The sequence below is a fragment of the Pseudomonas danubii genome, from assembly GCF_042980055.1.
GTDB classification, from domain to species: domain Bacteria; phylum Pseudomonadota; class Gammaproteobacteria; order Pseudomonadales; family Pseudomonadaceae; genus Aquipseudomonas; species Aquipseudomonas danubii.
In genome coordinates this window covers 1,266,740-1,280,952 of the sequence record NZ_CP116502.1, presented here as the reverse complement: position 1 = coordinate 1,280,952, position 14,213 = coordinate 1,266,740, and the positions used below count along the sequence as shown (strand labels likewise).

At 64.8% G+C, this 14,213-nt stretch carries 13 protein-coding genes; 9 read left to right on the top strand and 4 right to left on the bottom strand.

The genetic code is table 11. From position 1 onward, the window contains the following. Positions 1-29 precede the first annotated feature (29 nt). The 3 genes from betC to PFZ56_RS06050 all read left to right on the top strand — a co-directional run bounded on the left by betC (position 30) and on the right by PFZ56_RS06050 (position 4,164). Positions 30-1,544, top strand: coding sequence for a choline-sulfatase (gene betC, locus PFZ56_RS06060; protein WP_170001367.1), 1,515 nt, complete (start codon positions 30-32; stop codon positions 1,542-1,544). Between the two features lie 15 nt (positions 1,545-1,559). Then, the gene (gene choX, locus PFZ56_RS06055) at positions 1,560-2,477 is read left to right on the top strand and encodes a choline ABC transporter substrate-binding protein (RefSeq protein ID WP_102881418.1); all 918 of its coding nucleotides are present in this window, start codon (positions 1,560-1,562) and stop codon (positions 2,475-2,477) included. 118 nt (positions 2,478-2,595) lie between these two features. Continuing rightward, complete coding sequence (locus tag PFZ56_RS06050; RefSeq protein ID WP_170001368.1) at positions 2,596-4,164, top strand: SulP family inorganic anion transporter; 1,569 nt, start codon at positions 2,596-2,598, stop codon at positions 4,162-4,164. 103 nt (positions 4,165-4,267) lie between these two features. Here the strand turns inward: PFZ56_RS06050 and aroE are convergent, their stop codons facing one another. Next, on the bottom strand, positions 4,268-5,089 hold the full coding sequence (aroE, locus tag PFZ56_RS06045; protein WP_102881416.1) for a shikimate dehydrogenase: 822 nt from the start codon (positions 5,087-5,089) through the stop codon (positions 4,268-4,270). A gap of 93 nt (positions 5,090-5,182) precedes the next feature. Next, complete coding sequence (hemF, locus tag PFZ56_RS06040) at positions 5,183-6,100, bottom strand: oxygen-dependent coproporphyrinogen oxidase (RefSeq protein ID WP_102881415.1); 918 nt, start codon at positions 6,098-6,100, stop codon at positions 5,183-5,185. Positions 6,101-6,268: 168 nt separating this feature from the next. Between hemF and PFZ56_RS06035 the strand changes: the two genes are divergently transcribed. Further along, positions 6,269-7,246: an NADPH:quinone reductase gene (locus PFZ56_RS06035; RefSeq protein ID WP_102881414.1), complete on the top strand. Its 978-nt coding sequence runs from the start codon at positions 6,269-6,271 to the stop codon at positions 7,244-7,246. 64 nt (positions 7,247-7,310) lie between these two features. On the opposite strand, the gene PFZ56_RS06030 is transcribed toward PFZ56_RS06035, so the two are convergent. Next, positions 7,311-7,868: an L-threonylcarbamoyladenylate synthase gene (locus PFZ56_RS06030; RefSeq protein WP_110652515.1), complete on the bottom strand. Its 558-nt coding sequence runs from the start codon at positions 7,866-7,868 to the stop codon at positions 7,311-7,313. Between the two features lie 54 nt (positions 7,869-7,922). Then, positions 7,923-9,029, bottom strand: coding sequence for a DNA-processing protein DprA (gene dprA / locus PFZ56_RS06025; RefSeq protein ID WP_102881413.1), 1,107 nt, complete (start codon positions 9,027-9,029; stop codon positions 7,923-7,925). 399 nt (positions 9,030-9,428) lie between these two features. Here dprA and def point away from each other — a divergent pair, with 399 nt between their 5' ends. The 5 genes from def to PFZ56_RS06000 all read left to right on the top strand — a co-directional run bounded on the left by def (position 9,429) and on the right by PFZ56_RS06000 (position 14,106). After that, positions 9,429-9,935, top strand: coding sequence for a peptide deformylase (gene def, locus PFZ56_RS06020; protein WP_102862442.1), 507 nt, complete (start codon positions 9,429-9,431; stop codon positions 9,933-9,935). 69 nt (positions 9,936-10,004) lie between these two features. Continuing rightward, complete coding sequence (gene fmt / locus PFZ56_RS06015) at positions 10,005-10,964, top strand: methionyl-tRNA formyltransferase (protein WP_170001369.1); 960 nt, start codon at positions 10,005-10,007, stop codon at positions 10,962-10,964. Then, positions 10,961-12,286, top strand: coding sequence for a 16S rRNA (cytosine(967)-C(5))-methyltransferase RsmB (gene rsmB / locus PFZ56_RS06010; protein ID WP_110594144.1), 1,326 nt, complete (start codon positions 10,961-10,963; stop codon positions 12,284-12,286). Before fmt ends, rsmB begins: the two co-directional genes overlap by 4 nt. Before the next feature lie 22 nt (positions 12,287-12,308). After that, the gene (gene trkA / locus PFZ56_RS06005; RefSeq protein WP_102862439.1) at positions 12,309-13,682 is read left to right on the top strand and encodes a Trk system potassium transporter TrkA; all 1,374 of its coding nucleotides are present in this window, start codon (positions 12,309-12,311) and stop codon (positions 13,680-13,682) included. A gap of 106 nt (positions 13,683-13,788) precedes the next feature. Continuing rightward, on the top strand, positions 13,789-14,106 hold the full coding sequence (locus PFZ56_RS06000; protein ID WP_170001370.1) for a tetratricopeptide repeat protein: 318 nt from the start codon (positions 13,789-13,791) through the stop codon (positions 14,104-14,106). Positions 14,107-14,213 lie beyond the last annotated feature (107 nt).

Sequence of the window (14,213 nt, the reverse complement as noted above, 5' to 3'; positions counted from 1 at the left end):
AACCATCGACTATGGAATGCCGCGAATCCATGAAGCGCAAGAACATTCTTTTCATCATGGCCGACCAGATGGCCGCGCCCTTGCTGCCATTCTACGGTTCATCACCGATCAAGCTGCCGCACCTGAGCCGCCTGGCTGCCCAGGGCGTGGTATTCGATGCCGCCTACTGCAACAGCCCACTGTGCGCGCCGTCGCGCTTTACCCTGGTGAGCGGGCAGTTGCCGAGCAGGATCGGCGCCTACGACAACGCTGCGGACTTTCCCGCCGACGTGCCCACCTACGCCCACTACCTGCGGCGCCTGGGCTACCGCACCGCGCTGTCGGGCAAGATGCACTTCTGCGGCCCGGATCAGTTGCACGGTTATGAAGAGCGCCTGACCACCGATATCTACCCCGCCGACTACGGCTGGGCAGTGAACTGGGATGAGCCCGAGGTGCGCCCCAGCTGGTACCACAACATGTCCTCGGTGCTGCAGGCCGGGCCCTGCGTGCGCACCAACCAGCTGGATTTCGATGAAGAGGTGGTGTTCAAGGCCCAGCAGTACCTGTTCGACCATGTGCGCGAAGCCGGCGACCAGCCGTTCTGCCTCACCGTGTCCATGACCCACCCCCACGATCCCTACACCATTCCCAAGGCCTTCTGGGACCTGTACCGCGACGACGAGATCCCACTGCCCCAGACCCCACCGCAAAGCGAACTGGACCCTCATTCCCAGCGCCTGCTCAAGGTCTACGACCTGTGGGACAAGCCCCTGCCTGTGGATAAGATCCGCGACGCGCGGCGGGCCTACTTCGGCGCCTGCAGCTACATCGACAGCAACGTCGGCAAGCTGCTGCAGACCCTGGAAGACACCGGGTTGGCGGACGACACCCTGATCGTGTTTTCCGGCGACCACGGCGACATGCTCGGGGAGCGCGGCCTCTGGTACAAAATGCACTGGTTCGAAATGGCCGCCCGGGTGCCGCTGCTGATCCATGCGCCGGGGCAGTTCGCCGCCGGGCGAGTCAGCGTGGCAGTCTCCACCGCCGACCTGCTACCGACCCTGGTGGAACTGGCCGGCGGCCGGGTGGAGGCGGACCTGCCCCTGGACGGCCGCTCCCTGGTCCCCCATCTGCTGGGGCAGGGCGGCCACGATGAGGTCTTCGGCGAATACATGGCCGAAGGCACCATCAGCCCGCTGATGATGATTCGTCGGGGCGCCTACAAATTCATCTACAGCGAAGACGACCCCTGCCTACTCTTCGATGTAGCCAACGACCCCCAGGAACACCGCGACCTCAGCCAGTCGGCCGAGCATCGAGCGCTGTTCGACGCCTTCCTCGCCGAAGCCCGGGCCAAGTGGGACATCCCCACCCTTCACCAACAGGTCCTGGCCAGCCAGCGCCGTCGCCGCCTGGTGGCCGACGCCCTGGGCCGGGGCACGCGCAAGAGCTGGGATCACCAGCCACTGGTAGACGCCAGTGCGCAATACATGCGCAACCACATCGACCTCGACGATCTGGAGCGCAAGGCGCGTTATCCACAACCCTGCCAACACCAATAATCCAAGGGGAAGAGCATGCAAAAGTTATCCACAGCGCTGGCCGTCGGGTTCCTGGCTCTGGGCAGCACAACCGCCTGGGCCGACTCGTGCGCAACCGTGAAGATGGCCGATCCGGGCTGGAGCGACATCGCCGCCACCAACGCCATCGCCAGCTTTCTACTGGACGGCATGGGCTACAAGGCCAAGATCGACACCCTGGCGGTGCCGATCACCTACGGCGGCCTCAAGGACGGCCAGGTGGATGTGTTCCTGGGCAACTGGATGCCGGCGCAGCAGGGCTTCTACGACAAGTTCGTGGCCAATGGCGAGGTGATCCAGCTGGCAAAGAACCTGGAAGGCACCGAGTTCACCCTGGCAGTTCCGGATTACGTGTGGGACGCCGGGGTGCACGACTTTGCCGACCTGAGCAAGTTCGCCGACAAGTTTGACAAGAAGATCTACGGCATCGGCTCCGGTGCCCCGGCCAACCTGTCGCTGCAGGAGATCATCAAGAACAACGAGTTCAGCCTCGGCCAGTGGAAGCTGATCGAGTCCAGCGAGCAGGCGATGCTCGCCGAAGTGTCCCGGGCCACGAAAAAACAGCGCTTCGTGACCTTCCTCGGCTGGACCCCGCACCCGATGAACGTGCAGCTGAAAATGCATTACCTGACCGGGGGCGAGAAGTACTTCGGCGCCAGCGGCAGCGTCTACACCCTGACGCGCAAGGGTTATGCACAGGCCTGCCCGAACGTCGGCAAGCTCCTTACCAATCTGCGGTTCACCCAGGACATGGAGAACGCCATCATGGCCGAGGTGGTGAACAAGAAGGTCAGCAACGCCGACGCCGCCAAGGCCTGGATCAAGGCCAACCCGGCGGTGCTGGAGCAATGGCTGGAAGGGGTCCGGACCATTGATGACAAAGAGGCCCTGGCGGCGGTGAAGGCCAAGTTGTAGCCCGAGGTGCGCCGGCAAGCCGGCTCCTCGGAGAGGAGGGGCCGGCCTCGGCACATGCCCAAGGCCGGACAATGCTTTACCCTGGCCCCCCCCTGAATCTACCCAACCGTGAGGAACCATGGCCTGGCCCAACCGCCATTCACTCCTGCCTTTCCTCGGCTGGCTGCCACAGCAGACCCGGGCCAGCGTTGGCCGGGATCTGCTGGTGGGCCTCAGTGGCGCGATTCTCGCCCTGCCGCAATCCATCGCCTATGCGCTGATCGCCGGCCTGCCGCCGGAGTACGGCCTGTACGCAGCCATAGTCCCGGTGCTGATCGCCTGCCTCTGGGGTTCGTCCTGGCACCTGATCTGCGGGCCCACGGCAGCGATCTCCATCGTGCTGTATGCCAGCGTCAGCCCCCTGGCCGTGCCGGCATCCGAGGACTACATCACCCTGATCCTGCTGCTGACCTTGCTGGCGGGCATCTTCCAGTGGCTGCTGGGGCTGCTGCGCTTCGGCGCCCTGGTGAACTTCGTCTCGCATTCGGTGGTGCTGGGTTTCACCCTAGGTGCCGCGGTGGTGATCGCCCTGGGGCAATTGCCCAACCTCCTGGGCCTGGAGCTGCCGAACCAGGCCACCGCCCTCAATAGCCTGACCTCGCTGCTGGAACACCTGGACGCTGTGGACCAGCCTTCGCTGTTGCTGGGGCTGGGCACCCTGATCGTCGGCCTCGGCCTGAAGCTGTTGGCGCCGCGCTGGCCCAGCCTGTTGCTCAGCCTGGTCCTCAGTGCGCTGGTGGTCTGGCTGCTGCCGGGGGTGTTCGGCCACGTCAAATTAGTCAGCGCCTTCGTGGGCCGGCTACCGCCCTTGAGCCCGTTGCCACTGGACCTGGATCTGGTCCTGCGGCTGCTGCCCAGTGCCGTGGCGGTGGGGATGCTGGGGCTGGTGACCAGCCTGTCGATTGCCCGCTCACTGTCGGCACGTTCGGAACAACTGCTCGACGCCAACCAGGAAGTCCGCGCCCAGGGCTTGTCGAACATGGTGGGGGCGTTTTTCTCCGGCTACCTGTCCTCCGGCTCCTTCACCCGCTCGGGCTTGAGTTATGAAGCCGGTGCCCGCTCGCCCCTGGCCGGGGTGTTCTCGGCGCTGTGGGTGGCGCTGTTCGCGGTGGCCGGCGCCGGGCTGATCGCCCATATCCCGATTCCGGCCATGGCCGGGAGCATCCTGCTGATCTGCTGGGGCCTGGTGGATCATCGGGGCATTCGCGCGCTGTTCCGGGTCAGCCGCGCCGAATTTTTGGTGATGAGCCTGACCTGCATCGCCACCTTGCTCCTGGAGTTGCAGACGGCGATCTATGCCGGGGTCCTGGCGTCGCTGTTCTTCTACCTCAAGCGCACCTCCCAGCCACGGGTGCAGCATTCCAGCGAGGGCGATGCAGACATCCTGCGGGTGGGCGGCTCGATCTTCTTTGGCGCCAGTCATTACCTGCAGGTGCGCATGCAACGCTGCCATGCACCGAACCTGGTGATCGACGCCCGGCAGATCAACTTCATCGACTATTCAGGGGTGGAGATGCTGCATCAGGAGGCGCGCCGACTGAAACGCCAGGACCGCAGCCTGACCCTGCGCCGGGCACGGCAGACGGTGAAGGAGGAATTGATCAAGCTCGAAGGACCAGAGCACTGCCCGATCCGCTTCGAAGACTGAACCCCATCCGTAGGAGCCGGCTTGCCGGCGAAGAGGCCCTTGGACCTGGCGCCAGTCTTGAGGCCGCCTTCGCTGGCAAGCCAGCTCCTACGAGGGGGAGGGGTTACTGCGCCAACTGGCGGCGCAGTTCGGCCAGCACCGGGGCACTGTCCGGGCGCACGCCGCGCCACAGGTAGAAGGCTTCCGCCGCCTGTTCGGCCAGCATGCCCAAACCATCCAGCACCAGCGCCGCGCCATGTTCACTGGCCCAACGGCAGAACGGCGTCGGCTCCTTGGCGTACATCATGTCGTAGCACACCGTTTTGCCCGGTTCGATCAGGCTGCTGGCAATCGGCGGCAAGTCCCCCGACAGGCTGGCGGAAGTGGCATTGATGATCAGGTCCACCGACTCCTGCAACCAGTCGAAGCCGCTGGCCGACACCGGCCCCAGGTCGGCGAACAGTTCGGCCAGCAACTCGGCTTTTTCCACGGTGCGATTGGCGATCACCACCGACGCCGGCCGCTGCGCCAACAGGGGTTCCAAGGCTCCACGCACGGCGCCACCGGCCCCCAGCAAAAGGATGCGCTTGCCCTTGAGACTGACCCCGGCGTTCACCGTCAGGTCGCGTACCAGTCCGGCGCCGTCGGTGTTGTCTCCCAGCAGAGTGCCGTCCGCTTGCTTGCTCAGGGTGTTCACCGCACCGGCCCGCTGGGCGCGCTCGGTCAGGCTGTCGCACAGGCGATAGGCGTCTTCCTTGAACGGCACGGTGACGTTGGCACCACGGCCCTGGGCGAAGAAATCGCGGGCGGCGCCGGCGAAATCGTCCAGAGGCGCCAGCAGGGTGTTGTATTCCAGTTGCTGGCCGGTCTGCTGGGCGAACAGCCGATGGATCAAGGGTGATTTGCTGTGGCCGATCGGATTACCAAAGACAACGTACTGATCCATCTCTCATCCCATTTGCTCAACACACTGGCAGGAACCGCGTCCGCCTTGAAGGCCTCTTCGCCGGCAAGCCGGCTCCTGCGCAGTGGGTGCGGTTTAGTTGCTGGCGGCCAGCCAGTCGCGGTCTTGCAGGAAGTATTCGGTCAGGCGCGCCTCTTCGCTGCCCGGCTCGGCCTTCCAGTCGTAGCCCCAACGCACTTGCGGCGGCAGCGACATGAGGATCGACTCGGTGCGACCGCCCGATTGCAGGCCGAACAGGGTGCCACGGTCGTAGACCAGGTTGAACTCGACGTAGCGACCGCGGCGGAACTCCTGGAACTCGCGCTGCTGCTCGGTATAGGCGGCAGCCTTGCGGCGCTGGACGATGGGCAGGTAGGCCTCGATGTAGGCATCGCCGATGGCGCGCATGAAGGCGAAGCTGGTGTCGAAGTCCCATTCGTTGAGGTCGTCGAAGAACAGGCCGCCGATGCCCCGCGGTTCGTTGCGGTGCTTGATGTGGAAATAGCTGTCGCACCAGGCCTTGTAGCGCGGGTAGACGTCGGCACCGAAGGGCGCACAGGCGCGCTCGGCAACCCGGTGCCAATGCACGCAGTCTTCTTCATTGCCGTAGTAGGGGGTCAGGTCGAAGCCGCCACCGAACCACCAGACCGGCTCTTCACCTTCCTTCTCGGCGATGAAGAACCGCACGTTGGCGTGGGACGTCGGCACATGAGGGTTGTGCGGGTGAATCACCAGGGACACGCCCAGGGCCTCGAAACCCCGGCCGGCCAGTTCCGGACGGTGAGCACTGGCCGAAGGTGGCAGGCCGCTGCCGAACACATGGGAAAAGTTGACCCCACCCTTTTCGATCACCGCACCGTCGCCGATCACCCGGGTGCGTCCGCCGCCGCCGGCAGGGCGGGTCCAGGCGTCCTCGATAAAGCGTGCGCCACCGTCTTCGGTTTCCAGTGCAGCGCAAATGCGGTCTTGCAGGTCGAGCAGGTAGGCTTTTACGGCCTCGGTGCGGGTAGTCATGGCATCACCTTGAATCGGGCAAAGCTACGCGGCGCTAGGGATGGAGCAGGGGACGCGCGCAAATGGGCGCGTAGCATAACACCGCGTCGGGGCGCTCCGCAGTTGACGAAGGTCAAGCACAGGAGTCCGATAGAGCACTTTCACGACACGACCAAGGAGAGAGTGCAGATGGCCAAACGTATCCAGTTCCGTGCCCATGGCGGCCCCGAAGTACTCGAGTATGTGGATTACCAGCCCGCCGAACCGGGACCACAGCAGGTTCGCGTCAGCAACAAGGCCATCGGCCTGAACTTCATCGACACCTATTTCCGCAGTGGCCTGTATGCCCCACCAGCACTGCCGTCCGGCCTCGGCGCCGAAGGCGCCGGGGTGGTGGAAGCGGTGGGCAGCGCTGTGACGCGCTTCAAGGTAGGTGATCGCGTGGCCTATGGCAGCGGCCCACTGGGCGCCTACAGCGATGTGCATGTACTGCCGGAAGCCAATCTGGTGCATCTGCCAGAGGCCATCAGCTTCGAGCAAGCCGCCGGGGTGATGCTCAAGGGCCTGACCGTGCAGTACCTGCTGCGTCAGACCTATGAACTCAAGGGTGGCGAAACCGTACTGTTTCACGCCGCAGCGGGGGGCGTCGGTTCCCTGGCCTGCCAATGGGCCAAGGCCCTTGGGGTAAAACTGATCGGTACCGTCAGCTCGCCGGAGAAGGCCGCCATTGCCAAAGCCCTCGGCGCCTGGGAAACCATCGACTACAGCCATGAAGACGTCGCCAAGCGCGTGCTGGAACTGACGGATGGCAAGAAGTGCCCGGTGGTGTATGACGGTGTCGGCAAAGACACCTGGCTGACCTCCCTGGATTGCCTGGCACCGCGCGGGCTGATGGTCAGCTTCGGCAATGCCTCGGGAGCGGTGGACGGGGTGAACCTGGGGATTCTCTCGGCCAAGGGCTCGCTGTACGTGACCCGGCCGACCCTGGCCAGCTACGCCAACAATGCCGAGAACCTGCAGCTCATGGCCGACGACCTGTTCGGCATGATTGCCAGCGGCAAGCTGAAGATCGAGATTGGCCAGCGCTTCGCTCTGGCGGACGCGGCCAAGGCCCATATCGAGTTGTCGGCCCGGCGTACTACCGGCTCGACCGTGTTGTTGCCTTAAGCGCTTTCGCCGGCAAGCCGGCTCCTACGGATGTTCATAGGAGACGGCTTGCCGGCGAAGCGGTTCAGGAAGGCCGCACCACCTTGCCGGTGGCCAGATCCCGAATCAGGCTCGGGTTCTTGCGCCCGCCCAGGCTACCGGTGAGCACCAGGTCCAGTTGCCCACGGAAGTACTGCTCGATGCGCAGCCGCGTACGCGCCGCCGGCCGCCCCTGGGGATTGGCCGAAGTGGAAATCAACGGCCCCACCAAGGCACAGAGTTCACGGACCAGCGGATGGTCGCTGACCCGCAACGCCACCGTGTCATGCACCCCGGTCACCCACTGCGGCAGCAGGTTCTGATGGGGTACCAGCCAGGTGTTGGGACCCGGCCAGGTGCTGGACATGCGCTCGATCCAGGTATCCGGGAAATCCTCGAAGAGGAAGTCGAACTGGTGGATGTTGTCGGCGATCAGGATCAGGCCCTTGTCCACCGACCGTGACTTGATTGCCAGCAGGCGATCCACCGCCTCTTCATTCCACGGATCGCACCCCAGGCCCCAGACCGCTTCGGTTGGATAGGCAATCACCGCCCCTGCGCGAATCTCTCGTGCGGCTTGCTGCACACGCCAACTGCTGACCATTGCCGAATCTCCAGATAAAAGCTGTGCGCAGTTTACCGATCCTGCCTATAAAACCTAGCTCAGACGCGCAAACCAGCGGCCGTTTTCATTGACGGCCCGCGCCTCGATTTCCAGCTCGGTCAGCGCCGCCAGCACCCGGGGCAGGGACCAGCCGCTGGCAAGCGCCAGGGCCTCGCTGCTGTGGGGGGCCGCCTGAAGCAGCGCCAACAGCGGATGCTCGCTGGCCTCCAGCGGCGCGGCGGCAGGCGGCGGCAGGTGTTGCCAACCTCTCAGGGTTTCCAGGATGTGCTGCACGCTTTCCACCAGCACCGCGCCGTCACGGATCAGTTGATGACAACCCCGGGCACCGGGGTGATGAATCGAACCGGGGATCGCGTACACCTCGCGACCTTGCTCGGCCGCCAGGCGGGCGGTGATCAGCGAGCCACTGGCGACACTGGCTTCCACCACCAGTACCCCCAGGGACAAGCCACTGATGATCCGGTTGCGCCGGGGGAAGTGCTCCGGACGTGGGCCAGTGTCCAGGGGGAACTCGGAAATCACTGCGCTGCCCTGCTCGATCATCGCCCTGGCCAAGGCCCGATGTCGCTGTGGATAACATTTTTCCAGGCCCGTGCCCAACACCCCCACGGTACGCCCACCCACATCCAGGGCCGCCTGGTGCGCAGCGCCATCAATCCCCAAGGCCAGGCCGCTGGTGATCACGAATCCGGCGGCGGCCAGACTCCGGGAAAACGCCGCGGCCGTGTCCAGTCCCGGACGCGAAGCCCGACGGCTGCCCACCAGCGCCAGCTGCGGCCGTTGAAGAATCGACGGATCGCCGGCCACGAACAACAGCGGTGGCGCATCCTCCAATTGCGCCAGCAGCGGGGGATAGTCGGGCTGGTCCCACATCAGCAAATGCTGGGCCTGGTTGTCTATCCAGGCCAGTGCGCGGCGGGCGCCTTCCCGAACTTCGACACTGCGCCGGGCATCGGTACAGGCCGTCGGCAGACCCAGGGAGTGCCAGGCGCTGGCCGGAGCACTGAGGGCCTTGGAGGCTGAACCGAAGGCCTGGAGCAAACGCCCAAAGCGCATGGCGCCCAGGGCGGGCAGGCCATGCAAACGTAAACGGGCTTCCAGTTCCGCGGGGGAAATGGCGGCACTGATCGAGTGCGACATGGATCATCCTTGATCGTCATCGGTCCGGCGAAAGCCGGAACAAGCTGTGGATAAGTCTGTTGGTAACTTGTTGAGGAAAGGTTTCCTGCTGCGCCAGGGAGATGCCCTGCCGAGGTCGGTCTTGCTCTGCCCAACCACCCGTGCAGCCAACCGCAAGCACGCCAATCAAGCCTGGCGCAGCCGCTTGCAGGTCCGACCGATGGCGGTCCAGCCCAATAGCAGCAGGGCGAACAGACATTTCCTCAGGGGCTGAATCCCTTTATTATGTGCGTTCGCGTAAAACGCCAGAGCCTGCGCGGCTCGCTCCTTTGCAGAGCACGTTTTGCATCGGCGGCCCAGGTCCAGGACCTGCCAGGACGCCGACTCCGCCCTTACTTCACACGTGTAGCAATTACGCTTATGGCCATTTTAAACATCCTCGAATTCCCCGATTCGCGCCTGCGCACTATCGCCAAACCCGTGGCCGTAGTGGACGACGAAGTGCGTCAGTTGGTCGATGACATGTTTGAAACAATGTATGAGGCCCCAGGCATTGGTCTGGCGGCGACCCAGGTCAACGTGCACAAACGCGTCGTGGTCATGGACCTGTCCGAAGATCGCAGCGAGCCCCGGGTATTCATCAACCCCGAGTTCGAAGCCCTGACCGACGAGATGGACCAGTATCAGGAAGGCTGCCTTTCGGTGCCGGGTTTCTACGAGAACGTCGACCGTCCGCAGCGCGTCAAGATCAAGGCCCTGGACCGCGACGGCCAGCCCTATGAGCTGATCGCCGAAGGTTTGCTGGCGGTGTGCATCCAGCACGAATGCGACCACCTCAACGGCAAGCTGTTCGTCGACTACCTGTCCACGCTCAAGCGTGACCGGATCAAGAAGAAGCTGGAAAAGCAGCATCGCCAGCAGGCTTGATGACCGTCTTGCAAAGGCTTGCCACGGCAAGCCTTTTTCTTTTCCGCATGTTTAACATCGAGAATTCCCATGACTGAGCCACTGCGCATCGTCTTTGCCGGCACCCCCGAATTCGCCGCCGAACACCTCAAGGCCCTGCTCGACAGCCCTCACCAGATTGTCGCGGTCTACACCCAGCCGGACCGTCCGGCGGGGCGCGGGCAGAAGCTGATGCCAAGCCCGGTCAAACAGCTGGCCCTGGAGCACCAGATCCCGGTGTTGCAACCGCCCACCCTGCGCAATGCCGAGGCCCAGGCCGAACTGACGGCGCTCAAGCCGGACCTGATGGTGGTGGTGGCCTACGGCCTGATCCTGCCTCAAGTGGTGCTGGATATTCCGCGCCTGGGCTGCATCAACAGTCACGCCTCCCTGCTGCCGCGCTGGCGCGGTGCCGCGCCGATCCAGCGCGCCGTAGAAGCCGGTGACGACGCCAGCGGCGTGACCGTGATGCGCATGGAAGCCGGCCTGGACACCGGGCCGATGCTGCTCAAGGTCAGCACACCGATCAGCGCCCAGGACACCGGCGGCAGTCTGCACGACCGCCTGGCCGAGCTGGGCCCGTCGGCAGTGCTGCAAGCCATCGAAGGCCTCGCCGCCGGCACCCTGGAAGGCGAAATCCAGGACGACAGCCTGGCCACCTACGCCCACAAGCTGAACAAGGATGAAGCGCGCATCGACTGGAATCGCCCGGCCGTGGAGCTGGAGCGCCTGGTCCGGGCCTTCAATCCCTGGCCGATCTGCCACAGCACCCTCAATGGCGAAGCCCTGAAAGTCCTGGCAGCCACCCTGGCCGAAGGCCGTGGCGCCCCGGGCGAGATCCTCGGCGCCAGCAAGGACGGCCTGATCGTCGCCTGCGGTGAACAGGCGCTGTGCCTGACCCGCCTGCAACTGCCCGGGGGCAAGGCGCTGAACTTCAGCGACCTGTTCAACAGCCGCCGCGAGAAATTCGCCATCGGCACCGTCCTCGGCCAGACGGCGGACGCCCAATGAACCCGCGCCTGGCCGCCGCCAAGGCCCTGACCGCGGTCCTAAACGGCAAGGCCTCGCTCAACAGCTCGCTGCCGGTCCAACTGGACAAGGTCGAGGTCCGTGATCGCGGCTTCACCCAGGACCTGGCGTTCGGCACCGCGCGCTGGCAGCCGCGGTTGTCGGCGCTGGCGGCCAAGCTGCTGCAGAAGCCGTTCAAGGCCGCCGATGCCGATGTCGAGGCGCTGCTGCTGGTGGGTCTCTATCAGTTGCTCTACACCCGTGTGCCGGCCCACGCCGCCATCGGCGAAACCGTGGGCTGCGCCGACAAGTTGAAAAAGCCCTGGGCCAAGGCTCTGCTCAACGCCGTGCTGCGCCGCGCCCAGCGTGAAAGCGAGGCCCTGTTGGCCGAGCTGGAACATGATCCGGTGGTGCGCACCGCCCACCCACGCTGGCTGCAGAAGTCCCTCAAGGCCTTCTGGCCCGAGCAATGGGAAGCCATCTGCGCCGCCAACAACGCTCACCCGCCGATGATCCTGCGGGTCAATCGCCGTCATCACTCCCGGGATGCCTACCTGAAGCTGTTGAGCCAAGCGGGGGTCGCGGCCAAGGCCTGCGTCTACAGCCAGGACGGCATCGTCCTCGACGAAGCCGGTGATGTGCGCAGCCTGCCGGGCTTTGCCGAAGGCTGGGTCAGCGTCCAGGACGAAGCCGCGCAACTGGCTGCCGATCTGCTGGAACTGGCCCCGGGGCAACGGGTGCTGGATGCCTGCTGCGCCCCGGGCGGCAAGACCTGCCACATCCTCGAAGTGCAGCCGCAATTGGCTGGCGTGGTGGCGGTGGACCTGGAAGCCAAGCGCCTGGTGCGAGTGCGAGAAAACCTCGACCGCCTGGGGCTCGATGCCCAGCTGATTGCCGCCGACGGCCGGGATACCCAGGCCTGGTGGGACGGCCAGCCGTTCCAGCGCATCCTGCTGGACGCTCCCTGCTCGGCCACCGGGGTGATTCGTCGCCACCCGGATATCAAACTCACTCGCCAAGCCGAAGACATCGCCGCCCTGGCGCAATTGCAAGGCGAACTGCTGGACGCCCTGTGGCAGACCCTGGAAGTGGGCGGCATCCTGCTCTACGCCACCTGCTCGACCCTGCCCACCGAGAACACCGAAGTGATCGAGGCCTTCCTGTCCCGCACCCCGGGAGCTCGTGAGTTGGACATCGGCGGCCAACTGGGGCAGCCTGCGGCCGGCCTCAAGCAGCCCCACGGACGCCAGTTGCTGGCGCAAGAGGGCGGCCACGACGGCTTCTATTACGCCAAACTGATCAAGATCGCCGCAGCTCGCGGCTAAACGGTTTTAAGGGAGTGACTGGATGAAAATCATCATCCTCGGCGCCGGGCAAGTGGGTGGCACGCTGGCGGAACACCTGGCCAGCGAAGCCAACGACATCACCGTGGTCGACACCGACGGCGAACGCCTGCGCGACCTCGGCGACCGCCTGGACATCCGCACCGTGCAGGGCCGCGCCTCGTTCCCGACGGTATTGCGCCAGGCCGGCGCCGACGACGCCGACATGCTGGTGGCGGTGACCAACAGCGACGAAACCAACATGGTTGCCTGCCAGGTCGCCCACACCCTGTTCCACACCCCGACCAAGATCGCCCGGGTACGCGAAGCCGCCTACCTGACCCGCGCCGGGCTGTTCGACAACGACGCGATCCCGGTGGACGTGCTGATCAGCCCCGAGCAGGTGGTGACCAACTACATCAAGCGTTTGATCGAACACCCCGGCGCCCTGCAGGTGATCGACTTCGCCGAAGGCAAGGCACAACTGGTGGCGGTCAAGGCCTATTACGGCGGTCCGCTGGTGGGCCAGCAACTGCGCCAGTTGCGCGAGCACATGCCCAATGTCGATACCCGGGTGGCGGCGATCTTCCGTCGCGACCGGCCGATCATGCCCAAGGGCGATACGGTGATCGAGGCCGACGACGAAGTGTTCTTCATCGCTGCCAAGGCCCACATCCGCGCGGTGATGAGCGAGATGCGCCGCCTGGAAGAGTCCTACAAGCGCATCGTCATCGCCGGTGGCGGGCAGATCGGCGAGCGCCTGGCCGAGGCCATCGAAAGCCGCTATCAGGTGAAGATCATCGAGATGAACCCGGCCCGCTGCCGCTACCTGTCCGACACCCTGGACAGCACCGTGGTGCTGCAGGGCAGCGCCTCGGACCGCGATCTGCTGCTGGAAGAGAACATCGCCGACGCCGATATCTTCCTGGCCCTGACCAACGACGACGAGGCCAACATCATGTCCTCGCTGCTGGCCAAGCGCCTGGGAGCGAAGAAGGTCATGACCATCATCAACAACCCGGCCTATGTCGACCTGATCCAGGGCGGCGATATCGACATTGCCATCAGCCCGCAACTGGCCACCATCGGCACCCTGCTGGCCCACGTGCGCCGCGGCGATATCGTCAGCGTGCACTCCCTGCGCCGTGGCGCGGCGGAAGCCATCGAAGCCATCGCCCACGGCGACGCCAAGTCGAGCAAGGTGATCGGCCGCGCCATCGAGAGTATCGGCTTGCCGCCGGGCACCACCATCGGCGCGATCATTCGCGATGAAGAAGTGCTGATCGCCCACGACGACACGGTGATCGAAGCCGGCGACCACGTGATCCTGTTCCTTGTGGATAAAAAGCACATTCGCGACGTGGAGAAACTGTTCCACGTCGGCCTGAGCTTCTTCTGATCAACCACTGTGTAGCCGCTGCCGCAGGCTGCGATCGACTGCACCGCAGGCGCTGACCTTGCGCAGCCTGCGGCAGCGGCTACATGAGCCCACAGGAGTGACGACGATGCTTGAATCGCTGGAAAAAATGCTCGCCAAGGGTGTGGATAACGCCTTGCTGCGCTTTGGCCTGGGCAAGGGCTATCTGGACCAGGGCGATTTCGCCAAGGCCGCCGAGCACCTGCAGCACTGCGTGAGTTTCGATCCCAAGTATTCGGCGGCCTGGAAGCTGCTGGGCAAGGCTTGCCAGGGACAGGGCGACCTGGCGGCGGCGCGTCAGGCCTGGGAACAGGGCCTGGAAGCGGCCCGGGGGCATGGCGACAAACAGGCAGAAAAGGAAATGACCGTGTTCCTGAAAAAACTCGACCGCCAGTCTCAAGGCTGACCTCTATCCCCTGTAGCCGCTGCCGAAGGCTGCGAACGGCCCGCAGGGACGCAAATATCTTGAGACGACACAGGTTCGGCTGGAGATCGCCAAGCAAGGCCCTTCGG

Coding starts and splice junctions, on each gene's coding strand:
- betC (WP_170001367.1), top strand. CDS start 30: ATGAAGCGCAAGAACATTCTTTTCATCATGGCCGACCAGATGGCCGCG.
- choX (WP_102881418.1), top strand. CDS start 1,560: ATGCAAAAGTTATCCACAGCGCTGGCCGTCGGGTTCCTGGCTCTGGGC.
- PFZ56_RS06050 (WP_170001368.1), top strand. CDS start 2,596: ATGGCCTGGCCCAACCGCCATTCACTCCTGCCTTTCCTCGGCTGGCTG.
- aroE (WP_102881416.1), bottom strand. CDS start 5,089: ATGGATCAGTACGTTGTCTTTGGTAATCCGATCGGCCACAGCAAATCA.
- hemF (WP_102881415.1), bottom strand. CDS start 6,100: ATGACTACCCGCACCGAGGCCGTAAAAGCCTACCTGCTCGACCTGCAA.
- PFZ56_RS06035 (WP_102881414.1), top strand. CDS start 6,269: ATGGCCAAACGTATCCAGTTCCGTGCCCATGGCGGCCCCGAAGTACTC.
- PFZ56_RS06030 (WP_110652515.1), bottom strand. CDS start 7,868: ATGGTCAGCAGTTGGCGTGTGCAGCAAGCCGCACGAGAGATTCGCGCA.
- dprA (WP_102881413.1), bottom strand. CDS start 9,029: ATGTCGCACTCGATCAGTGCCGCCATTTCCCCCGCGGAACTGGAAGCC.
- def (WP_102862442.1), top strand. CDS start 9,429: ATGGCCATTTTAAACATCCTCGAATTCCCCGATTCGCGCCTGCGCACT.
- fmt (WP_170001369.1), top strand. CDS start 10,005: ATGACTGAGCCACTGCGCATCGTCTTTGCCGGCACCCCCGAATTCGCC.
- rsmB (WP_110594144.1), top strand. CDS start 10,961: ATGAACCCGCGCCTGGCCGCCGCCAAGGCCCTGACCGCGGTCCTAAAC.
- trkA (WP_102862439.1), top strand. CDS start 12,309: ATGAAAATCATCATCCTCGGCGCCGGGCAAGTGGGTGGCACGCTGGCG.
- PFZ56_RS06000 (WP_170001370.1), top strand. CDS start 13,789: ATGCTTGAATCGCTGGAAAAAATGCTCGCCAAGGGTGTGGATAACGCC.